We start from the raw sequence: 20,130 nt of genomic DNA on the forward strand, positions 1-20,130 counted from the left end.
AAACTCAGCCAATTCGCGCCGAAGCCTGACTGCGGCGTCTGACCTTAAAGTCGGGGTTCCTTTTCATCTGGCCAAACCTGCCTATGTTGGGTCAAAGCACTATGGGAGGGCGCAATGGACAGATTCGACAACAGCCCAGAAACTGCGCTGCGCTGGTTCAGCAATGGCAAAAAGGCCGCGCTCGCCACCGTGGTTGAGACTTGGGGAAGCGCCCCGCGCCGTGTAGGCGCGCAGTTGGTCATTGGCGGCGATGGTCGGATCGAAGGCTCGGTTTCGGGCGGTTGTGTCGAAGGCGCTGTGATCGTCGAAGCGCTTGAGGCCATAGATGAAGGCGAAGCACGTCTGTTGGAATTTGGTGTCAGCGACGAAGATGCGTTTGCCGTTGGTCTGGCCTGTGGAGGGACGATCCGGGTGCTGGTCGAGCCCATCGGAAGCGTTCTGCCCGAACCCATGCTTCGTGATCTGGTCGAGGCGCGGGCCGCGCGAGTACCACTCGCCTATGAGGTCAATGTCGAGACCGGCCACCGCGCGCTGCGTCGCAACGCGTATGCCGACCGGCTGCGCATGGATCGCTCAGGGTTCGAAGAGGACGGCAAGACCTTTGTGGCTGTTCACAACCCACCTTTGCGCCTGATTGTCGTGGGTGCAGTTCATATTGCGCAGGCGCTGGTGCCGATGGCACGGATTGCAGGGTATGACCCCGCGATTATAGACCCACGGGATGCTTTTGCGTCCAGCGCCCGTTTTCCGGGTGAAAACATACTGACCGATTGGCCGGATGAGGCTGTTGCCAAGCTGGGTCTGGATTCGCGTACCGCTGTGGTGTTGTTGACCCACGACCCCAAGCTGGACGACCCGGCACTGGAATCAGCGTTGGCCGCCGGGGTGTTTTACATTGGTGCTCTGGGCTCGACCCGGACCCATGCCAAACGCGTGGCTCGTATGACCGAGGCCGGGTTCACCGAAGATCAGATTGCCCGCATTCATGGTCCGGTTGGTCTGGATATCGGGGCTGCCGATCCGTCCGAAATTGCAGTCGCCATATTGGCACAGATGACCGCCGTGTTACGAGGCAAAGCGTGAAGTTCGGTCCTGTCCCCATTGCCGAGGCCGTCGGCACGATCCTAGCCCATTCGATCAAGGTCGGTGACCGTAAGCTGCGCAAAGGCATCGCGCTGAAGGCAGACCACATCGAAGACCTGACCGAGGCTGGCTTTGGCTCCGTCACTGTCGCGCGACTTGAACCGGGTGACTGTCACGAGGATGAGGCCGCCCAGATGCTGGCTGCCGCTCTGGCTCCGAACCCAACCGAGGCGGGTTTACGCGTGACCCAACCTTTTACCGGTCGCGTGAATCTGCTGGCGGATGGACCGGGCGTCGCCGTGCTGGATGTTGAGGCGTTGGAGGCCTTCAATCGCGTCAACCCGATGATCACCGTGGCGACTGTTCCGCAATACCAGCAGATGGGCGAAGGCGGCATGGTGGCGACGATCAAGGTTATCTCTTATGCCGTGCCCGGAGGCGATGTGATGCACGCGGCACGTCTGGCGCAGGCATCGATCCGTATGGTCTCGCCGATCCACAAAACTGCGGGTCTAGTGGTGACTGATATTCCCGGCGGCCCGTCGAATGACAAAGGGATTGCCGCGATCAGGGGGCGTGTCGAAGCCTTGGGGATGGAACTGTCAGACGTTCGGATCGTCCCGCATCAGGCGGAACCTTTGTCCTCGGCTGTGTCCGACGCTGAGGGGGATATCGTCATGATCCTGACCGGCTCGGCCACGTCTGACGTGTACGACGTGGCACCCGAGGCGGTACGCGCCGCCGGAGGGCAAGTGGACCGGTTCGGAATGCCGGTCGATCCGGGCAACCTTCTATTTCTCGGAGCGCTTGGCGAGCGGCCCGTGATTGGCTTGCCGGGCTGCGCGCGTTCACCTGCACTGAACGGGGCCGATTGGGTTTTGTCCCGCGTGGCCTGCGGGATCGAAACAACGGGGCTCGACATCGCAGGGATGGGTGTCGGTGGGTTACTGAAAGAGATCCCGACACGCCCGCAGCCCCGGTCTTCGCGAAAGCCCTGATGCGGTGGGCTTTCCCGACAATCCTCTGAACCGTCTCAGATTTTTGTTCTCAAATGAAAACCCGCGTGTTTAACTCGACCCGAGAACCAATATGAAACGGGAGGATTTCATGGCACAGGTTTCGATGACTGTGAACGGCGTAGCTGTGAGCGGTGATGTTGAGGGTCGGACGTTATTGTCTGGATTTTTGCGTGATCATTTGGGGATGACCGGGACGCATGTTGGGTGTGACACGGCGCAATGTGGTGCTTGTGTTGTGCATGTTGATGGTCAGGCTGTGAAGTCGTGCAACATGCTTGCGCTTGAGGCGGACGGGTCTGAGGTTGGTACGATTGAAGGTCAGGCGACTGCGGATGGGTCTTTGAACACCATTCAGCAGGCGTTTCAGGATCATCACGGTCTTCAGTGCGGGTTCTGCACGCCTGGCATGGTGATGAGTGCGGCGGCCTTGCTGAAGGACAATCCGCGCCCGACCGAGGCCGAGATCCGGCATTATCTGGAAGGCAACCTGTGCCGGTGCACGGGCTATCATAACATCGTCAAGGCGATCATGGCCGCATCGGGTCAGGACGTCGGCAGCATCGCTGCGGAATAAACGCCACTGCGGGCCTGTAGCGCCCGTGGAAGGACAAGGATGCGTTAGCATCCGTTTATGGGAGGAGAACAAGCAATGCCCAAAGACAGTGGCATCGGAGCCAGTTCCAAGCGGCGCGAGGACGTGCGCTTTCTGACCGGAGCGGGCAATTACACCGACGACATCAACGTGGCCGGACAGGCCTATGTGTATTTCCTGCGCTCGGATATCGCGCATGGCCGGATCACCAGCATTGACACTTCGGCGGCCGAGGCGATGCCCGGTGTGGTCAAGGTGTTCACCGGCAAGGATTTCGAAGGGGTGGGCGGCATCCCCTGCGGCTGGGAGGTGACGGACAAGCATGGCGCGCCCATGCAGGAACCGGCGCACCCCATTCTGGCACAGGGTAAAGTGCGCCATGTGGGTGATCCCATCGCGGCCGTGGTGGCTGACAGCCTGGAACAGGCGCGCGATGCCGCCGAGGCGATCGATCTGGATATCGAAGAACTGCCCGCCGTGATCGACATGAAGGCCGCCGCGCAGGATGGTGCAACGCTGGTCCATGACGATCTGAAGAACAACATCTGCTATGACTGGCAGCTGGGCGAGGCGGATGACGCCAAGGTCAACGAGGTCTTCGCCAATGCGGCGCATGTGACAACGCTGGATCTTGTGAACAACCGTCTGGTTGCCAACCCGATGGAGCCGCGCGTGGCGGTGGCGGAATACAGTCGCGGGACCGAGGACTATACGCTCTATACCACCTCGCAGAACCCGCATGTGATCCGCCTGCTGATGTGCGCCTTTGTGCTGGGCCTGCCCGAGCATAAGGTCCGCGTGGTGGCCCCGGATGTGGGCGGCGGCTTTGGCACCAAAATCTTCCACTATGCGGAAGAGGCGTTCGTGACCTTTGCCGCCAAGGCCTGCAACCGTCCCGTCAAATGGTCGGCCAGCCGGTCCGAGGCATTCATGTCCGATGCCCATGGCCGCGACCATGTCAGCAAGATCGAGCTGGCGTTGGATGCGGACAATAACTTTGTCGGTCTGCGCACCAACACCTATGCGAACCTTGGCGCCTATCTGTCGACCTTCTCAAGTTCCGTGCCCACATGGCTGCACGGCACGCTGATGGCGGGCAATTACAAGACGCCGGTCATTCAGGTGAACGTGAAGGCAATGTTCACCAACACGGTGCCGGTGGATGCCTATCGCGGTGCTGGCCGGCCCGAAGCGACCTATCAGCTGGAGCGCGTCGTCGACAAAGCCGCGCGCGAGCTGGGTGTCGATCCGATTGCCTTGCGCCGTCAGAACTTCATCACCCAGTTCCCCTATGACACGCCGGTCGCTCTGACCTATGACACTGGCGATTACCACGGGACCATGGACAAGCTTGAGGCCGCCGCCGATCTGGCCGGCTTTGCCGCGCGGCGTGCGGAAAGCGAGGCCAAGGGCAAGCTGCGCGGTCTGGGCATCAACTGCTATATCGAGGCCTGTGGTATTGCGCCGTCGAACATCGTTGGCATGCTGGGGGCGCGTGCGGGTCTCTATGATGCGGCGACCGTGCGGGTGAATGCCACCGGCTCGATCAGTGTCATGGTGGGTGCGCACAGCCACGGGCAGGGGCATGAGACCGCCTTTCCACAGGTTGTGGCCGACATGATCGGCATCGACGAGTCGATGGTCGAGATCGTGCATGGCGACACCTCGAAGATCCCGTTTGGGATGGGCACCTATGGCTCGCGTTCGCTGGCGGTCTGTGGCTCGGCCATGGTCAAGGCCACCGAGAAGGTGATCGACAAGGCCAAGAAGATCGCCGCCCACCTGCTGGAGGCCTCCGAGGCCGATATCGAGCTGAAAGACGGTCAGTTCAGCGTCGCGGGCACCGACAAGTCAGTGGCCTGGGGCGATGTGACCCTGACGGCCTATGTGCCGCATAACTACCCGCTGGAGGTCGAGCCCGGGCTGGAGGAGACCGCGTTTTACGACCCGGCCAACTTTACCTTCCCCTCGGGCGCCTATGCCTGCGAGGTCGAGCTGGACCCCGAGACCGGCAAGGTCAGTATCGAGGCCTTCACCGCCGCCGATGACTTTGGCAATATCGTCAACCCGATGATCGTGGATGGTCAGGTGCATGGCGGTATCGGTCAGGGTATCGGTCAGGCGCTACTGGAGAACTGCGCCTATGATGAGAATGGCCAGCTGCTGAGCGCGTCCTTCATGGATTACGCCATGCCCCGCGCCGATGACGTGCCCTTCTACGGCGTCGATCATTCCAGCCAGACGCCCTGCACGCATAACCCGCTGGGGGTGAAGGGCTGTGGTGAGGCTGGGGCTATTGGCTCACCCCCTGCGGTGGTCAATGCGGTTCTGGATGCGATGAACTCGGGCGGCAAAGCGGTGGATCACATCGACATGCCGGTGAGCCCGTCGCGCGTTTGGGCGGCGATGAACAGCTGAGAGGTTGGGGTAGCTGGGGGCTCTGCCCCCAGACCCCCGAGGTATTTATAGCCAGATGAAGAGCGGATCTGTGTTCTTCGGAAAGGAAAAGCGGAATGTATAATTTCGAGTTTGAGAAGCCCTCGACCATCGCCGATGCGGTGGCTGCGTTGGGGGCTGAGGATGCGCAGGCGTTGGGAGGTGGTCAGACACTGATCCCGACGTTGAAGCAGCGGTTGGCGGCGCCCTCGGCGCTGGTGTCGCTGAGCGGGATTGCCGAGATGCAAGGGGTTTGCATCGAGGATGATGGCTCGGTCGCTATCGGTGGAGCGACGACCCACGCCACGGTGGCGCGCGAGGCGGCGGCAAGCTATCCGGCGCTGGCAGCATTGGCCGGTCAGATCGGGGACCCGGCAGTGCGCAATCGCGGCACAATTGGTGGGTCGGTGGCCAACAATGATCCGGCGGCCTGTTATCCGGCAGGGGTGTTGGGTTCGGGCGCGACCGTTGTGACCAATACGCGGCAGATTGCGGCGGATGATTTCTTTCAGGGCATGTTCACCACCGCGCTGGACGAGGGTGAGATCATCACCCAGATCCGCTTCCCGGTGCCGCAGGCCGCAAGCTATCAGAAGTTCCTGCAGCCGGCCTCGCGCTTTGCGTTGGTGGGGGTCTACCTGGCACGGTTCGCGGATGGTGTCCGCGTCGCCGTGACCGGCGCCAGCGAAGATGGTGTATTCCGCTGGTCCGAGGCCGAGGAAGCCCTGACCAAAGAGTTCCGCGCCGACGCCCTGATGGGTCTCAAGGTGAACCCAATGAACATGATCGGCGATCTGCATGGCAGCAAAGACTATCGCGCACATCTGGTCAGCGTCATGACCAAACGCGCAGTCCAAGCCTGTAGCTAAATCAAACGTCAGCCCTGAAAAAAACAGGGCTGACTTTAGGATCGACGAAGTCGCGGGAGTTTGGACGGTTGCCAATACGCGCCGGTATCTTCGCGCGCTTTTTGGTAGCGCTCGACTCTTTTGCGCGCATCTTCGCCACCGGTTTCAAATAGATGCCCCAAAAGGCAATCCAGAACCGCCGTAGCACCCGCGAAGTTGGAAAAATGATGCCGAGATCGGGTGCTGACCTGAAAAACAACGTCAGGTTCGATGCCTGGGGCGATCACGTCGCTTTCGGAAATCAAAATGACCTTCAGCCCCCTTTGTGTTGCAAAGCGCATCGCCGCGATTGTTTCGGCGGAATAGGGATGAAACGTGATGGCGATCAGGCAGTCCCGATCATTCGAGTCCAACAGGTCATCGATGACGGAACCCGAATGTCGCGGAGCAAGCTGTATGCCAGGATGCGCCATGCGACCCGCGTATGAAAAATAGTAGGCTAAGGCATGGCTTGCCCGAGTTGCTGTCACAAAACATCTGTTTGATTCGGTGATGTAGTGAATGGCTTTTGAAACCTTCGCAGGCTGCATAAGTCTCAGAGAGCGGGTCACGACATTCAATGAATTGTGCGCGAACTTCGCTTGTGTCCGATCCAGTTCACTTCCGGACTCTGTGGTGTCCAGCCACTCTTGGCCCAGCTGGGATTCTTGGTCGGTGACCAGAGTTTTGCGGAAGGGTGTGCGGAACGCTTCAAAGCCGTCATACCCCATGCGCTGAGCCAACCGAACCAAGACGTTTGGGCTGACACCGATATTACTGGCCGTAATCCTAATAGAGGCCAACGCGAAGTCGCCGGGGTGATCGATAATATACTTAGCCGCCGCCTGAAGGCCCGGTGGCATTGATGAGATGTCGTCTCGCAGCTTGTGCGTAATTTGGGTCGGTGTATCTGGCATAGTGTAAAAAAACATTTGTTATGAAAATTGTAAATTAAAAACATGTTCGCACACAGCTAGAGTGAGCCCAAGCAATCAAGGCCGCATCGATGAAGCACACAGCCCGTCCTTACGTTTTGGTCGCGCCAAATGGCGCGCGTCGCACGTCGCAAGACCACGCAGAACTTCCTGTTGGGATCGACGATATAGTGTCGACGGCAAAGGCATGTTTTTCTGCCGGAGCACACGGTCTCCATCTGCATGTGCGTGACGCACAAGGAGCGCATTCGTTGGATCCGGGGCGATATCTCGAAGCGATAACCGAGTTGCGGCGCGCCGTTCCCGGCATGGATATCCAGATCACGACCGAGGCCGCCGGTATTTACGATGTTGCCGAGCAATTGGACTATCTTACCAAGGTTCAACCTGAATGGGTCTCAATCTCGGTGCGCGAAATCGCTCGATCACCGGAATTGGCTGCAAATGTGTATGCCGTGTGTGCGGAAATGGAAGCGCGCGTGCAGCATATCCTTTATGATGCTGAAGATGCAGCTCTGCTGTCCTATTGGCAGGCCGACGGAACAGTCAAATCGGCTCAGACAGACCGACTTCTGGTACTGGGACGGTATACGCAGGGGCAAGAATCCGCGCTCGAAGATCTGGATCAGTTTCCCTTGGGAGTGTCGCCCTGGATGGTCTGCGCATTCGGGAAACAGGAACACGCTTTTTTGTGTCTGGCGGCCTCGCGCGGGGGAGACGTACGGGTCGGGTTTGAAAACAGTTTGTACAGGCCAGACGGAACGGTTTGGGCGGACAATGCGGCGTCCGTGTCGACTTTGGTTACATCACTTAAGAAAGGTTCGTTATGAGCAACATATTTCCGAGACACACGAAGTCGAAACTGCCGGTCGCTGTCGCGGGTGACGGGGCGTATTTGATCGATAGTCAGGGACGTCGATACTTGGATTGCGGAGATGCAGCCGTGTCGTGCCTGGGGCATTCAAACCAGTCGGTCATCAAGGCCGTTCAGGATCAGGTTGAGAAAATTGCTTTTGCTCATACGGGGTTCATGACCTCGGAGCCGGCGGAAGCATTGGCCGAGATGTTGATACAAAATGCGCCGGGAAATCTGGACCGCGTCTACTTTGTATCCGGAGGATCCGAAGCGACGGAAGCTGCGATCAAGTTGGCCCGACAGTATTTCCTTGAGGTTGGTCAGCCGGATCGACGGCATGTAATTGCGCGGCGTCAAAGTTACCACGGGAATACGTTGGGCGCGCTGTCTGCTGGCGGCAACGCCTGGCGTAGGGCGCAGTTTGCGCCCATGCTGATAGAGATGACGCATATCGCACCATGTTACGAATATGCTGAAAAAACTGACGGAGAGAGCAGCTTTGACTACGGCCAACGCGTCGCCAACGAGTTGGAAGATGAAATTTTGCGCCTGGGTCCGGACAGCGTTATGGCCTTTATGGCTGAACCCGTTGTCGGGGCAACTCTGGGTGCTGTCCCTGCTGTTGACGGCTATTTCAGGCGAATCCGTGAAATCTGCGACAAATACGGTGTGCTTTTGATCTTGGACGAAGTGATGTGCGGAATGGGGCGCACGGGTCACCTTTTCGCTTGCGATCACGACGGAGTTGTTCCTGACATATTGTGTATCGCGAAAGGCCTAGGGGCTGGCTATCAACCGATAGGCGCGATGCTTTGTACAGATGGGATTTACAGCGCGATCCGGGACGGGACGGGGTTCTTTCAGCACGGCCACACCTATGTTGGCCACCCCGTCGCAACGGCGGCAGCTTTGGCCGTTCTCCAGGAGCTAACCTCGCGCAATCTGCCCGCCCGAGCCGGGGAGATGGGTCAAAAGCTCCAGTGTTCACTAGAAGACGCTTTTGGTCAGCATCCCAATGTCGGGGATATTCGAGGTCGGGGCTTGTTCCGGGGGATCGAGCTGGTCGCTGATCAGGGCAGCAAGCGTCCATTTGACCCGGCGAATGGACTGGCTGGAAAGATCAAACAGGCCGCATTTGCCGAAGGTCTGATCTGCTACCCTATGGCTGGTACTCGCGATGGACGTGTGGGGGACCACATTCTTCTGGCGCCGCCATTTGTCATTGAAGACACACAAATCGAAGAATTAACCTGGAAGCTGGGCAAAGCGATTTCGACCGTGCTATAACACCCTTGTGAACTGACTTTTCTTTTTAACTCAATAAAGTATTAGTCAAATTTTTTATTGGGGCGAGTGTAATGGTTAACGATATTTGGGTGAGTTTTCGAAGTCTTCCAACATGGGTTCAGATTTGGGTTCTCGTAGTTTTAATCCCGGTTAACCTTGCACCTTTGGCTTTTATGGATCAACCACACGGTGAGTTAATCGCCGTTTTGGCAGTAACCGGTATGGCCCTGAATATTCCGATCATGCTAGCCGCCCGAGGGATGAGCAAGGCGATGGCTTTGCCGCACCTGTTGTGCTGGGGGCCTTTGGTGATTGTCATCGCGATGGTGTTGTCCGCAGATTCGGCGCTTTCGCCTGAATACGCCGGTTTCCTGACGTTGCTTCTTATCATTGATACGATATCGCTTGGCTTTGACCTGCACGATTCATTCCACTGGGTCAAAGCCAGATCGCAAAACAAAAGCCCCCTTTAAAAAAGGAGGCTTCTTCAGGGTTTACGCGGTCCTGATTACTTCTGAGGAAGCGGCCCGATCATCATGATCATCTGACGACCTTCCATCTTGGGCATGTTTTCGACCTTGCCCAGTTCCTTGATGTCCTCGGCGACACGTTCCAACAATTCGCGCCCAAGGTTCTGGTGCGCCATCTCACGGCCACGGAACCGCAGAGTGACTTTGACTTTGTCGCCTTTTTCCAAAAACTTGAAAACGTTCTTCATTTTGACGTCATAGTCATGCGTATCGGTGTTGGGGCGGAATTTGACCTCTTTCACCTCGATGACTTTTTGTTTTTTGCGCGCCTCGGCTTCGCGTTTTTGCGTCTCGTACTTAAACTTGCCAAAATCCATGATCTTGCAGACCGGCGGGTTCGCATTGGGCGAAATCTCGACTAGGTCAAGGCCCGCATCTGCGGCAAGTTGCATGGCTTTGGCGGGATGAACCACCCCGACGTTATCGCCGTCAGCGCCAATCAGGCGGATTTCGGGGGCACGGATTTTTTCATTGACGCGCGGGCCGGTATCTCTCTGAGGCGGCGCGTTGTGAGGTCTGCGGGCTATGGGTTCATTCCTTTGATGATTGCAGAAATTCGAGCCCGAAATTTAGACCGCTCCGGTGCCTGATTCAAGCGTGATCCACGCCAAAACGATGGAATTTCGGTGGTTTCACAGCAGGTTTATGCGCCGGTCAGGGGTAACCCGGTGACCGGCGCGGTCAGTTTAGCCTACAAAGGCTTTTTCGATCACGAATTCCTTGGGCTCGGAATTGGCGCCTTCGCGCAGGCCGAACTCCTCCAGAATCTCTTTGATATCCAGATTGAAAGCTAGCGACCCGCAGACCATGCCGCGATCGGTTTCCGGTTTAATGCCACCTTCGATGCCCATATCAGCAAAGACAGTGCCGTCTTTCAGCAGGTCGGTGATGCGGCCCATTTTGGGGCTCTCTTCCCGAGTGGTGGTCGGGTAATACCGGATCTTGTCGGCGAAACCTTCGCCCATCAACTCGGCCAGCATCTCGTCCTGACGGATGTTTTCGATCAGTTGGCGACCATATTCCAGCTCGGCCACTTCGCGGCAGGTATGGGTGATGATGACCTCATCGTAATCCTCATAGGTCTGCGGCTCGCGCAACAGCGAGGCGAAAGGGGCAAAGCCGGTGCCGGTGGCAAAGAACCACAGACGTTTGCCCGGAAGCAGAGCGTCATGGACCAGCGTGCCAACGGGCTTGGGCCGCAGGATAATCTGGTCGCCGGGTTTGATGTGCTGCAGCTTCGAGGTCAGAGGGCCGTCCTGCACCTTGATCGAGTAGAACTCGAGCTCTTCGTCCCAGGATGGCGATGCAATCGAATATGCGCGCAGCAAAGGTTTCCCATTGTCGCCCAGCAAGCCGATCATCACAAACTCGCCCGAGCGGAAACGCAGCGAGGCAGGGCGCGACACCTTGAAGGAAAACAGGCTGTCGGTCCAATGTTTGACGTCGGTTACGGTCTGCGCGTCCGGCAGAACGGGGGCCTTTACGGCGGTTGCTTCGGTCACGGGCTTCATCTCTGTCATCGTTTCACTGCCGGTTGGGTAAACCGACATCTCCGTTTAATCTTTGATCCACGTCAGGAAAAGGGGCAGTTGCCCCAACGTCGCACTGACTGATGTAAAGTTCAGTTATCCGCGCAGGCGGGATTGATAATTGTTGTCCTGCCAGTTGGCGCGGGCCAACCACTGATCTTCGGGCTGACGTTGCGCCAAAGCCTGGTCGATCTCGACTTCGTCAAAGCCGCTGCGACGGGCCATCGCAAACTGATCGGCCAACACATGGCCGCGCGCGCGCAAACGCCCTGTATAGCCTTTCAGGCGCAGAATGCGCGCTATGGTAAACCCGCGCCCATCGGCCGAGGACGGAAAGTCCACGCGAACCATTCTGGCGCTGCCGAGGCGGTCATACAGTTCATCCGGGTTGGTGTCCGAAGCCACATCCAGCGCAACCACGTCATTGGCAGCGTCTTCCAGTGTGACAAACCCATCGGTCCAGTCGTCGGGGGCAAAGCCCTCATCAGTTACGATTACGTTCATGTTGTCTCTCCGGCGCGCACCATTTTGCCATCGACAAAATGGATGCCGCATTCTTCCTTGTTCTGATCGCGCCAGCGTCCGGCGCGGGGGTCTTCGCCCTCTTTGACCGGCGAGGTGCAGGGCGCACAACCGATCGAGGGGTATCCTTTGGCCACCAGCGGATGCCGGGGCAGGTTGTTTTCTTCCATATAGGCGCGCACGTCCTCGGGTGCCCAATGGGCCAGCGGGTTGACCTTGATCCGACCGGTGCCATCCTCGACCTCAAAGAAGTCAAGCGCGGCGCGGGTGCCGGATTGGAACCGCTTGCGCCCTGTGATCCAGCCGCAATAGCCCGTCAGGGCTTTTTGCAGCGGGAAGGTCTTGCGCAGGTTGCAGCATGCATCCGTATCGCGCAGGCGCAAGGCACCATAGGGGTCTTCGCGCTGAACGTCCTCGTCCTCGGCGCGGATGATCTGCACGTTTTTCAGCCCCAGACGTTCGCTGACCTCCTGCTGGTATTCCAGCGTTTCGGTGAACAGCATCTGCGTGTCCACAAACAGCACCGGGGTCATCTTGTCGACCACAGCCGCCATATGCAGCAACACAACTGACTCGGCCCCGAAACTGGACACCAGGGCAAGGTCTTCAATCTCTTCGATGGCACCATGCATCACGTCATGCGCGCTGTGGTGCCGGAACCGGGCGTTCAGCGCCTCGACCTTTTCGGTCAGTTCGCTGCGGTCTTTGCCCAGTTCCGTCTGGATCAGATCAAGCGGCATTCGCCTGAGCCTCGGGGTACAGAGCTGCCTTGAACGGAGCCATGCCGACACGACGATAGGTCTGCAGGAACTCTTCTTCGGGGCTGTCGCGCTGTTCCAGATAGGTGTTCACGATCCGCTCGACCGCGGGAACGATCTCATCATAGGCAAAGCCGGGGCCGGTCCGATCGCCGATGGCTGCTGTTTCGGTGCCGTCGCCGCCCAGAGTGATCTGGTAGTTCTCGACGCCTGCACGATCCAAGCCCAGGATGCCGATGTGGCCCACGTGGTGATGCCCACAAGCGTTGATGCAGCCCGAGATTTTGATCTTCAGATGGCCGATATCATGCTCCAGCTTCAGATCGTCGAAACGGGTCGCGATCTCCTGTGCGACGGGGATCGAACGTGCCGTGGCTAGCGCGCAGTAATCCATGCCGGGGCAGGCGATGATGTCGCTGATCAGGCCGATATTTGCGGTGGCCAGCTCGTATTCCTTCAGCTTGGCGTGAATTGCGGGCAGGTCCGATTTGTGGACGTGCGGCAGGATCACGTTCTGCTCGTGGCTGATGCGCAGCTCATCATAAGCGAACTCTTCCGCCAGATCGGCCATCACACGCATCTGTTCAGCGGTCGCATCACCCGGCGTCGCGCCGTGCTTTTTGATCGAGATCGTGACAATCGCATGATCCGCGTTCTTATGCGGCGCGATGTTGGTGTCGACCCACGAACGGAAGACCGGATCGTTGGTATAGGCGCTTTCAAAGGACGCTACGGAACCTTCGCGGAATGCAGGCGCTGCGAAGTGCGTCTTGATTTCGTCCAGCAGAGTCATATCGGCACCTTTGAACTGCGGGCGAACCTGCAGGAAGCGCTCGTTGACCTTGGCGCGGATGGTGTCGATGCCGTTTTCATGAACGGTGATCTTGATACGCGCTTTGTATTTGTTGTCGCGGCGACCGATCTGGTTCCAGACGGACACAGTGGCCTCAAGGTATGCCAGCAGATCGTCAAAGGCGACGAAGTCCGACAATTCCTTGCCGATCATCGGAGTGCGGCCCAGACCGCCACCTACGATCACGCGGGCACCCAGAACGCCGTCACGCTCGACCAGTTGCAGGCCGATATCGTGTGCTTTGATCACGGCGCGGTCGTTTTCGCTGCCGGTGATGGCGATCTTGAACTTACGCGGCATGAACTGGAATTCCGGGTGGTCGGTTGACCATTGGCGCAGCAGTTCGGCATAGGGGCGCGGGTCGGCGATCTCATCCGCCGCAGCACCGGCGAAATGGTCGGCGGTCACGTTGCGGATTGTGTTGCCCGAGGTCTGGATGGCGTGCATCCCAACTTCGGCCAGCGCGTCCAGCATATCGGGCACGTCGTTCAGCTTGGGCCAGTTATACTGGATGTTCTGGCGGGTGGTGAAATGGCCATAGCCCTTGTCCCACTTCTCGGCCAGCAGGGCCAGTTGGCGCATCTGTGCGCTGGACAGCGTGCCGTAGGGAATGGCGACGCGCAGCATATAGGCGTGCAGCTGCAGATACAGACCGTTCATCAGACGGAAGGGTTTGAATTCATCCTCGGTCAGCGAGCCGTCGATGCGACGCTCAACCTGTGCGCGGAACTGCTTGTTACGTTCTGCCAAAAATGCTGTGTCGAACTCGGAGTAGCGATACATGATTAGCTGTCCTTAGTTGCAGCCCCGAACCTGGGGCCTTGAAAGGGGAGAGAGAGGGCCTGAGCTCAGGCCCGGGGCTGCGTTGCTGTTTCCTGCTTGCCGTGGGCATAGTTGGACGGGCCAGTACGCCGGAAGTCCTCGCGGAAATGGGTGGGTTCTGGGCCGTTTTCACCAGCCACGGCATCGGCCAGATAGGCTCCAACAATCTTGTTGGCCTGACGTGCGGCGTCCAGCAGACGGACCTGTGCGTGGGCTTCGTCGGTGATCAGTTCGGCTTCGGCCAGATCACGCGACCAGCGGTCATCTTCAGTCAGGTAGATCACGTCGCCTTCCAGCAAGTCGTTTGCGGTGACGATTTTGGGGGTAAAAGCGCGGGCCATCAGGCGTGCTCCTTATTGAATTCGGTCAGGGCCTGGGCCGCTTGGCGCGGTTCAAGGCCAATGAATGTGAGGGTAGGGCCGTCCATTTCGGCGGCGGTCAGATCAGCGGGTAGGCGATCCAAATTGGTGGCCATAACGCGTTGGTCGGAACGCGATGCGTTTTCGATCAACGTAACGGGGGTTTCTCGATCCGCACTGTGCATGATCAGTCGGCCTTGGATGAAACGGGCTGACTTCTTACCCATATAAATTGCTGCGACGGAACCTGGGCGCGCCAAAGCAGCCCAGTCGTGATCGGCAAAACCCTTCATGTCGTGCCCCGTCAAGAACCGGACCGAAGAATTGCGGCCGCGCCGGGTCAGGCTTTGTCCGATCCCAGCAACAGCTGCGGACGCCGCAGTAATACCAGGGATGATGGTCCATGTGATGCCCGAGGCTTCAACGGCCTCGATCTCTTCGTCCAGACGCCCAAACACGGTGGGGTCACCGGATTTCAACCGGACGACGCGCTGCCCGTTCAGCGCATGTTCCACCAATAGTGCGTCGATATCCTGCTGCTTCCACGAGGGGCCGAACCCGGCTTTGCCAACATCAACCAGAACGGCAGTCTTGCCGGCCAATTCCAGAACTTCGGCGCTTATCAAGCGATCATGCAAAACCACATCCGCGCATTCAAATGCACGCAACGCCTTGAGCGTCAGCAATTCAGGATCGCCCGGACCCGCGCCGACAAAGTCGACATGTCCCGCTCCGTTATGTGAATGCGCGTTCTGCATGTTTGGTTCCGGTTCGTTTGACTTGACCTGCAATATAGGAAATATTCCCGGTATTGCGCCATATGGGTGCATAAATAAGAACAAATGTTCTTTCGACGGCGCGTTGGAGAACGTGGGTTTCGAAACAAAGGAAAAATTGGGATGTCGGTGCGAATTGACGACACAGATCGGAAAATTCTGGTTGAGCTGCAGCGCGATGCCAGCCAATCACTGGACGAAATTGCCGCGCGTGTTGGCAGTTCGAAGACCCCGGTCTGGAACCGAATCCGCAAGCTGAAGGGGGCCGGTGTGATCGGTCAACAGACCGTCTTGCTGGATGCCGAGGCATTGGGTTTTGAAGCGACGTTCTTCGTTCTTATACGCACGTCCGAACACGAAGCAGACTGGCAGCGCAAATTCCTTAAGGCCCTTCGCGACCGTCCCGAGGTGCAAGAGGCGCATCGTTTGGCGGGTGACATTGACTACATCCTCAAGGTTCGGGTCAAAAATGCGCGGGCTTACGACGAATTCTACCAAACGCTGATCTCGGAAGTGCGGGTTCACAATGTGACCGCATTGCTGTCCATGGAAGAGATCAAATCGACCACAATGCTGCCGCTGAACGCTCTGGTCGCAGAATAATCCGTCAGGTCGTGACCATCAGTCGGGTTAGCCCGTGAAAGTGGTACGTGTTGGAATAGTCCGGATCGCCCTCTAGGCGCAGGGATGGGCAATGATCGAACAGGGCTTTGAGGGCGATGCGCATCTCGAGACGCGCCAGTGGCGCGCCCACACAGAAATGCAGCCCTGCGCCAAAGCTGGTATTTGTTACGACGTCTCGGCTGGGTAAGAACTGATTTGGATCGGCCCAAACGGAAGGGTCGCGGTTTGCAGCGCCAAGCAACAAGGCGACCTCATCGCCGCGTTTGAAGCTGTGGCCGAAAAGATCAACCTGTTCATAGGCGTAGCGTGTGAACATGTGTAAGGGCGGGTCATATCTGAGGATCTCCTCAACGGTGCCGTCAATCCGGTTCTCATCCAATACGTCTGGCCTTGTTTCGGTCTGAAGCAGTGTCTTCACGCCATTTCCCAACGCATGGACCGTCGCCTCATGTCCGGCATTCAACAAAAGCACACAAGTCGCAATCAATTCGTCCCGCGATAGCTTTTCGCCGTCTTCCTCGGCTGCGATCAGCTTTGTGATCAGATCTGGACCCGGCTCGACGCGGCGCAGGTCGATATAATTGCTTAGGAACTCAGTGAACTGCGCTGATGCCTGCGCTGCCCGGTCTTCGGTCTGGCGGGTTCGGTTTGCCTGGTACATCGCGACCATATCGTGGGACCATTGCAGAAGGTCAGGGGCCATATGCTCGGGTACGCCCAGCAACCGGCAAATGGTGATCACCGGCACCTGCGTGCAATATGTCTGCAGCAGATCGAACGGTTCGTCGGGAAATTCGTGGATAAGGTCGCGGCACAGTTGTTCGATGTCTGGGGTCATCGCGGCAATAGAGCGGGACGTAAAGGCCTTTATGACCAGACTACGCAATCGCGTGTGGCGCGGAGGTTCCAGTTCGAGAAGAGAATGATCCTCGATCGCCTGCCAAGCTGCCAGATGATCGGGGCCGGGGGTTTGCAATTCGGTTGGCTTCTCGCGCCCAAATCGCCGATCTTTCAGTAATGTCTGAACGGCTCTGTGCGATACTGCGGCAACCTTGTTGTAGTCTTCCCAGAAAAACAGGTCTCCGAACCTGCGCGCATGGTCATAAAAAGGATAGGGGTCCTGAACGAATACGGGATCAACCGGCGACTGCGAGATTTTCTTCATGCCGCGCAGACTTGCCATAGGCCGCGCTGAATGCAAGACCCTAGGATATGCACAGAGCATTCGTCGTCATAGGTTTTCTGTTCTCGGTCGCGCTGCTGTCGGCGGGCGTCTGGTCCTACGGGTTCAGGCAGGCGTTGTCGCAGCTTAGCGAGAAGGCCGAGGCCGATTTGGAACTGGCCGCGGACCGGTTAAGCACTCAGATGCAGGTCTATCAGGAATTGGCCGTTCTGATGGCGGGCCATCCTGCGCTGGCTACTCTGGACACACCCTCACAACGTCAGGCGGCACAAGCCATGTTGCTGGACGTGGCCGATAAGACAGCTGCTGTCAACATGTTATATCTGGACCGCAATGGTCGGGTTCTGACCGCTGCACAGCCGATCGCGCAGGGCAGTCTGGCGGGTCACCCAGCGTTCGAACGCGCATTGCAGGGCGCTTTGGGGAGTGCGCACGGGGTCCTTCCCGAAAGCGGTGCGCGCATTTATTCTTACGCAGCACCGACATTTGATGCATTGGGTCGGGTGCAAGGGGCCTTGATGGTCGTCGCCGATGTTCAGGATGTCGAACAAACATGGCGCGGCAGTACCGAGGCCGTTTTCTTTGTGGATTCCGAAGGGGTGGTCTTTATCTCGAACCGGTCCGACCTTCTGTTCTGGTATCGGTCCGAGGGTCAGCAGGGCCTGTCTCCGCCAGAAGGGAATGCGACCGATTTCGCCTCGACCATGATCGGTGGGCACGAGCTTTGGCGATTGGGGTGGGGCAGGTATCTGCCTGAACGTGCGCTGCACCTGACGCTTGATTTGCCCGTGATCGACATGACGGCCGAGGTTTTGGTCGATGTAGCTCCGGCGCGGCGTTTGGCGGGGCTGCAGGCTGCCGCGGTAGCTGCGATCTGTTTTGCTTTTGGTGCCTTGTTGTTCCTGGCGACGGAGCGGCGCAGGACGCTGGCGCAGGCCAATGTCGTTCTGGAAAGTCGTGTTGCGCAGCGAACCCGTGCTCTGACGGCTGCCAACACCGCTCTCAGGCGCGAAGTTCATGAGCGGCAAGAGGCTGAAACCGCATTAAAGAAAGCCCAGGCCGAGCTGATACAGGCCGGAAAACTAAGCGCATTGGGGCAGATGTCCGCCGGGATCAGCCACGAACTAAACCAGCCGCTCATGGCGATCCAGCAATTTGCCGATAATGGCACAGCATTTTTGTCGCGTGGGCGCGAGGGGCGTGCGGCTGAAAATCTGACACGCATATCGGACATGGCGGCGCGGATGGCGCGCATCATCAAAAACCTTCGGGCCTTTGCCCGAAACGAAAGTGAACCTATGGGTAAGGTCGACTTGGTTCAGGTGATCGAAACGGCTGTCGAACTGACCGATGCGCGCCTGCGGTCCGAAGGGGTCGAACTGGAATGGCAGCTGCCTTCTGGTCCTGTTTTTGCTTGGGGCGGCGAGGTGCGGCTTGTTCAGGTGTTTGTGAACCTGATCAACAACGCCGCCGATGCCATGAGCCAGCAGGATGACAAGTTGATCAATATTGCGATCGAGACGGGTGACAAACTGGCGGTCACGGTGCGCGATATCGGCCCAGGTATCGAAAACACTGAAAAACTGTTCGAGCCGTTCTATACCACCAAGGCTGTGGGATCGTCCGAGGGGATGGGGTTGGGCCTCTCGATCTCTTACGGGTTGGTCCAGAGTTTTGGTGGTAACATCCGTGGAACCAACGCGCAGACAGGGGCGATGTTCACGGTCGAGCTTGAGTATTACCGGGAAGATGAGGTCGCATGACACGAAAGGTCCTTTTGGTCGATGACGATGCGGCGGTGCGCGAGGCTTTGGCCCAAACGCTGGAGCTGGCAGATTACGCGCCCGTGACTGCTGGGTCTTTCGTAGCCGCCAAGGATCACATTCGGGCTGATTTTGCAGGTGTTATCGTGTCGGACATCAGGATGCCCGGACGTGACGGGTTTCACCTGTTGAACTACGCGCGTGAGGTTGATGCCGATCTGCCGGTGATCTTGTTGACTGGCGAAGGTGATGTCCCCATGGCCGTTCGTGCGATGGGGACAGGTGCATTTGATTTTCTCGAAAAACCATGCGCTGCCTCGGACTTGCTCGAGGTTCTGGAACGCGCACAGGCGGCGCGGCGACACGTTCTGGAACAGCGTACCTTGAAACATGAGTTGGAAAAAGGAGATCCAGCCGCGCGGCTTCTGTTCGGCCTGTCTGCGCAAGCCGAGCGGCTTAGGGAACGGGTTCGTACGGTTGCCCGGACAGGGGTAGAGGTTCTGGTGACCGGCCCCGCAGGCAGCGGCATTTCAAAGGTGGCTGAAGTGGTGCATTTGATGTCTCCGCAATCGCAAGGCCCGTTTGTCAAGCGCCCTGCCTCGGGGTTGACGGTGCAGGAGTTACGACATGTTTGCGAGGACGCCGCGGGGGGCTCATTGTTTTTGGATGAGATTTCGGCGATGCCGACTGAAACCCAGTACGCTGCCCTTGAAATCGTCGAGCAAGGGGTCGGCGCGCGTATCATCGCCGGAACCACTGCTGATCTCGCGCGCTTGTCTGATGCGGGACAGTTTCATGCCGACCTTTTCTATCGTTTGGACGTGATGCGGGTTCGGATACCGTCGCTTGCTGAACGCCCCGAGGATATTCCGGTGATCTTTCGCCACTATGTTGCACAAGCGGCCGAGCAGGCCGGGATTGCTGCACCGGATATCACGTCGGAACATTTGGCGTCATTGATGACGCAGGACTGGCCGGGCAATGCGCGATCCCTGATGTCAGCGGCCATGCGGTTTGTTCTTGGGATGCCGGACGAGGTCGCTTCGGCCGCAGAACTGGGGCTGAGTGAGCAGATGGCCCAAGTCGAACGTTCGCTTTTGATTGCGTCTTTGGGGCGCCACAATGGCAAGGCCTCGGACGCGGCCAAAGCGCTAAAACTGCCGCGCAAGACCTTCTATGACAAACTAGCGCGTTATGGCATTCGCCCCGAGGATTACCGAAGGTAGGTTCTCCCGCCGCCTGTCACTCCATTTTCATGCAATTCAAGGCGTTGGGCGTGGCAGTCCGCTGGTACGGACTGCGGTGGCGCCGGTGTT

At 58.2% G+C, this 20,130-nt stretch carries 20 protein-coding genes; 11 read left to right on the plus strand and 9 right to left on the minus strand.

Annotated elements, in window-relative coordinates; translation table 11 throughout:
• The first annotated feature begins 114 nt into the window (after nucleotides 1-114).
• The 5 genes from GOW48_RS01985 (at nucleotide 115) to GOW48_RS02005 (ending at nucleotide 5,999) form a co-directional block, all read left to right on the plus strand.
• Complete coding sequence (locus GOW48_RS01985) at nucleotides 115-1,083, plus strand: XdhC family protein (protein ID WP_170353104.1); 969 nt, start codon at nucleotides 115-117, stop codon at nucleotides 1,081-1,083.
• Nucleotides 1,080-2,081 carry a molybdopterin-binding protein gene (locus GOW48_RS01990; protein ID WP_170750965.1) on the plus strand — a complete coding sequence of 334 codons (1,002 nt, stop codon included), beginning with the start codon at nucleotides 1,080-1,082 and terminating at the stop codon, nucleotides 2,079-2,081. The genes GOW48_RS01985 and GOW48_RS01990 overlap by 4 nt, the downstream gene beginning before the upstream one ends.
• Before the next feature lie 109 nt (nucleotides 2,082-2,190).
• Nucleotides 2,191-2,676 carry a (2Fe-2S)-binding protein gene (locus tag GOW48_RS01995; protein ID WP_170750967.1) on the plus strand — a complete coding sequence of 162 codons (486 nt, stop codon included), beginning with the start codon at nucleotides 2,191-2,193 and terminating at the stop codon, nucleotides 2,674-2,676.
• A 75-nt stretch (nucleotides 2,677-2,751) separates the two neighbouring features.
• Entirely contained in the window at nucleotides 2,752-5,112 is a 2,361-nt protein-coding gene (locus GOW48_RS02000; protein ID WP_170750969.1) for a xanthine dehydrogenase family protein molybdopterin-binding subunit, read from the plus strand.
• Between the two features lie 95 nt (nucleotides 5,113-5,207).
• Nucleotides 5,208-5,999 carry an FAD binding domain-containing protein gene (locus GOW48_RS02005; RefSeq protein ID WP_170356923.1) on the plus strand — a complete coding sequence of 264 codons (792 nt, stop codon included), beginning with the start codon at nucleotides 5,208-5,210 and terminating at the stop codon, nucleotides 5,997-5,999.
• A gap of 35 nt (nucleotides 6,000-6,034) precedes the next feature.
• Here GOW48_RS02005 and GOW48_RS02010 read toward each other — a convergent pair whose 3' ends face one another.
• Nucleotides 6,035-6,934 (minus strand): MurR/RpiR family transcriptional regulator, encoded by a 900-nt coding sequence (locus tag GOW48_RS02010; protein ID WP_170750971.1) that lies wholly within the window; start codon nucleotides 6,932-6,934, stop codon nucleotides 6,035-6,037.
• A gap of 89 nt (nucleotides 6,935-7,023) precedes the next feature.
• On the opposite strand from GOW48_RS02010, the gene GOW48_RS02015 reads away from it, so the two are divergent.
• From GOW48_RS02015 to GOW48_RS02025, 3 genes are all read left to right on the plus strand, one after another.
• Nucleotides 7,024-7,782 (plus strand): beta-keto acid cleavage family enzyme, encoded by a 759-nt coding sequence (locus tag GOW48_RS02015; RefSeq protein ID WP_170750973.1) that lies wholly within the window; start codon nucleotides 7,024-7,026, stop codon nucleotides 7,780-7,782.
• The gene (locus GOW48_RS02020) at nucleotides 7,779-9,095 is read left to right on the plus strand and encodes an aspartate aminotransferase family protein (RefSeq protein ID WP_170750975.1); all 1,317 of its coding nucleotides are present in this window, start codon (nucleotides 7,779-7,781) and stop codon (nucleotides 9,093-9,095) included. The genes GOW48_RS02015 and GOW48_RS02020 overlap by 4 nt, the downstream gene beginning before the upstream one ends.
• A gap of 71 nt (nucleotides 9,096-9,166) precedes the next feature.
• On the plus strand, nucleotides 9,167-9,568 hold the full coding sequence (locus GOW48_RS02025; protein WP_170750977.1) for a hypothetical protein: 402 nt from the start codon (nucleotides 9,167-9,169) through the stop codon (nucleotides 9,566-9,568).
• Between the two features lie 35 nt (nucleotides 9,569-9,603).
• Here the strand turns inward: GOW48_RS02025 and infC are convergent, their stop codons facing one another.
• The 7 genes from infC to cobA form a co-directional block, all read right to left on the minus strand.
• Nucleotides 9,604-10,194, minus strand: coding sequence for a translation initiation factor IF-3 (gene infC / locus GOW48_RS02030; RefSeq protein ID WP_331251861.1), 591 nt, complete (start codon nucleotides 10,192-10,194; stop codon nucleotides 9,604-9,606).
• 117 nt (nucleotides 10,195-10,311) lie between these two features.
• The gene (locus GOW48_RS02035) at nucleotides 10,312-11,145 is read right to left on the minus strand and encodes a ferredoxin--NADP reductase (protein ID WP_170750979.1); all 834 of its coding nucleotides are present in this window, start codon (nucleotides 11,143-11,145) and stop codon (nucleotides 10,312-10,314) included.
• A 105-nt stretch (nucleotides 11,146-11,250) separates the two neighbouring features.
• Nucleotides 11,251-11,658, minus strand: a complete 408-nt coding sequence (locus tag GOW48_RS02040; protein ID WP_170750981.1) for a DUF934 domain-containing protein — start codon at nucleotides 11,656-11,658, stop codon at nucleotides 11,251-11,253.
• Entirely contained in the window at nucleotides 11,655-12,416 is a 762-nt protein-coding gene (locus GOW48_RS02045) for a phosphoadenylyl-sulfate reductase (RefSeq protein ID WP_170750983.1), read from the minus strand. The genes GOW48_RS02040 and GOW48_RS02045 overlap by 4 nt, the downstream gene beginning before the upstream one ends.
• The gene (locus tag GOW48_RS02050) at nucleotides 12,406-14,070 is read right to left on the minus strand and encodes a nitrite/sulfite reductase (RefSeq protein ID WP_170750985.1); all 1,665 of its coding nucleotides are present in this window, start codon (nucleotides 14,068-14,070) and stop codon (nucleotides 12,406-12,408) included. Before GOW48_RS02050 ends, GOW48_RS02045 begins: the two co-directional genes overlap by 11 nt.
• A gap of 65 nt (nucleotides 14,071-14,135) precedes the next feature.
• Entirely contained in the window at nucleotides 14,136-14,450 is a 315-nt protein-coding gene (locus GOW48_RS02055) for a DUF2849 domain-containing protein (RefSeq protein WP_170354009.1), read from the minus strand.
• Nucleotides 14,450-15,226, minus strand: a complete 777-nt coding sequence (cobA, locus tag GOW48_RS02060; protein ID WP_170750987.1) for a uroporphyrinogen-III C-methyltransferase — start codon at nucleotides 15,224-15,226, stop codon at nucleotides 14,450-14,452. Before cobA ends, GOW48_RS02055 begins: the two co-directional genes overlap by 1 nt.
• Before the next feature lie 141 nt (nucleotides 15,227-15,367).
• Between cobA and GOW48_RS02065 the strand changes: the two genes are divergently transcribed.
• On the plus strand, nucleotides 15,368-15,847 hold the full coding sequence (locus GOW48_RS02065; RefSeq protein WP_170354013.1) for an Lrp/AsnC family transcriptional regulator: 480 nt from the start codon (nucleotides 15,368-15,370) through the stop codon (nucleotides 15,845-15,847).
• 4 nt (nucleotides 15,848-15,851) lie between these two features.
• Here GOW48_RS02065 and GOW48_RS02070 read toward each other — a convergent pair whose 3' ends face one another.
• Nucleotides 15,852-17,033, minus strand: coding sequence for a cytochrome P450 (locus GOW48_RS02070; protein ID WP_170750989.1), 1,182 nt, complete (start codon nucleotides 17,031-17,033; stop codon nucleotides 15,852-15,854).
• A gap of 47 nt (nucleotides 17,034-17,080) precedes the next feature.
• Here GOW48_RS02070 and GOW48_RS02075 point away from each other — a divergent pair, with 47 nt between their 5' ends.
• Together GOW48_RS02075 and GOW48_RS02080 are read left to right on the plus strand one after the other, a co-directional pair.
• Nucleotides 17,081-18,814, plus strand: coding sequence for a sensor histidine kinase (locus tag GOW48_RS02075; protein WP_170750991.1), 1,734 nt, complete (start codon nucleotides 17,081-17,083; stop codon nucleotides 18,812-18,814).
• Complete coding sequence (locus tag GOW48_RS02080; RefSeq protein ID WP_170354019.1) at nucleotides 18,811-20,040, plus strand: sigma-54-dependent transcriptional regulator; 1,230 nt, start codon at nucleotides 18,811-18,813, stop codon at nucleotides 20,038-20,040. The genes GOW48_RS02075 and GOW48_RS02080 overlap by 4 nt, the downstream gene beginning before the upstream one ends.
• Nucleotides 20,041-20,130: the final 90 nt, after the last annotated feature.

It is taken from the genome of Ruegeria lacuscaerulensis (assembly GCF_013033355.1).
In the GTDB taxonomy this organism is placed as follows: Bacteria; Pseudomonadota; Alphaproteobacteria; order Rhodobacterales; family Rhodobacteraceae; genus Ruegeria; species Ruegeria lacuscaerulensis_A.

Bases quoted from the DNA above. Each gene is read 5' to 3' on its own strand.
- GOW48_RS01985 (WP_170353104.1), top strand. From the start codon at position 115: ATGGACAGATTCGACAACAGCCCAGAAACTGCGCTGCGCTGGTTCAGC.
- GOW48_RS01995 (WP_170750967.1), top strand. From the start codon at position 2,191: ATGGCACAGGTTTCGATGACTGTGAACGGCGTAGCTGTGAGCGGTGAT.
- GOW48_RS02000 (WP_170750969.1), top strand. From the start codon at position 2,752: ATGCCCAAAGACAGTGGCATCGGAGCCAGTTCCAAGCGGCGCGAGGAC.
- GOW48_RS02005 (WP_170356923.1), top strand. From the start codon at position 5,208: ATGTATAATTTCGAGTTTGAGAAGCCCTCGACCATCGCCGATGCGGTG.
- GOW48_RS02010 (WP_170750971.1), bottom strand. From the start codon at position 6,934: ATGCCAGATACACCGACCCAAATTACGCACAAGCTGCGAGACGACATC.
- GOW48_RS02015 (WP_170750973.1), top strand. From the start codon at position 7,024: ATGAAGCACACAGCCCGTCCTTACGTTTTGGTCGCGCCAAATGGCGCG.
- GOW48_RS02020 (WP_170750975.1), top strand. From the start codon at position 7,779: ATGAGCAACATATTTCCGAGACACACGAAGTCGAAACTGCCGGTCGCT.
- GOW48_RS02025 (WP_170750977.1), top strand. From the start codon at position 9,167: ATGGTTAACGATATTTGGGTGAGTTTTCGAAGTCTTCCAACATGGGTT.
- GOW48_RS02035 (WP_170750979.1), bottom strand. From the start codon at position 11,145: ATGACAGAGATGAAGCCCGTGACCGAAGCAACCGCCGTAAAGGCCCCC.
- GOW48_RS02040 (WP_170750981.1), bottom strand. From the start codon at position 11,658: ATGAACGTAATCGTAACTGATGAGGGCTTTGCCCCCGACGACTGGACC.
- GOW48_RS02045 (WP_170750983.1), bottom strand. From the start codon at position 12,416: ATGCCGCTTGATCTGATCCAGACGGAACTGGGCAAAGACCGCAGCGAA.
- GOW48_RS02050 (WP_170750985.1), bottom strand. From the start codon at position 14,070: ATGTATCGCTACTCCGAGTTCGACACAGCATTTTTGGCAGAACGTAAC.
- GOW48_RS02055 (WP_170354009.1), bottom strand. From the start codon at position 14,450: ATGGCCCGCGCTTTTACCCCCAAAATCGTCACCGCAAACGACTTGCTG.
- cobA (WP_170750987.1), bottom strand. From the start codon at position 15,226: ATGCAGAACGCGCATTCACATAACGGAGCGGGACATGTCGACTTTGTC.
- GOW48_RS02065 (WP_170354013.1), top strand. From the start codon at position 15,368: ATGTCGGTGCGAATTGACGACACAGATCGGAAAATTCTGGTTGAGCTG.
- GOW48_RS02070 (WP_170750989.1), bottom strand. From the start codon at position 17,033: ATGAAGAAAATCTCGCAGTCGCCGGTTGATCCCGTATTCGTTCAGGAC.
- GOW48_RS02075 (WP_170750991.1), top strand. From the start codon at position 17,081: ATGCACAGAGCATTCGTCGTCATAGGTTTTCTGTTCTCGGTCGCGCTG.
- GOW48_RS02080 (WP_170354019.1), top strand. From the start codon at position 18,811: ATGACACGAAAGGTCCTTTTGGTCGATGACGATGCGGCGGTGCGCGAG.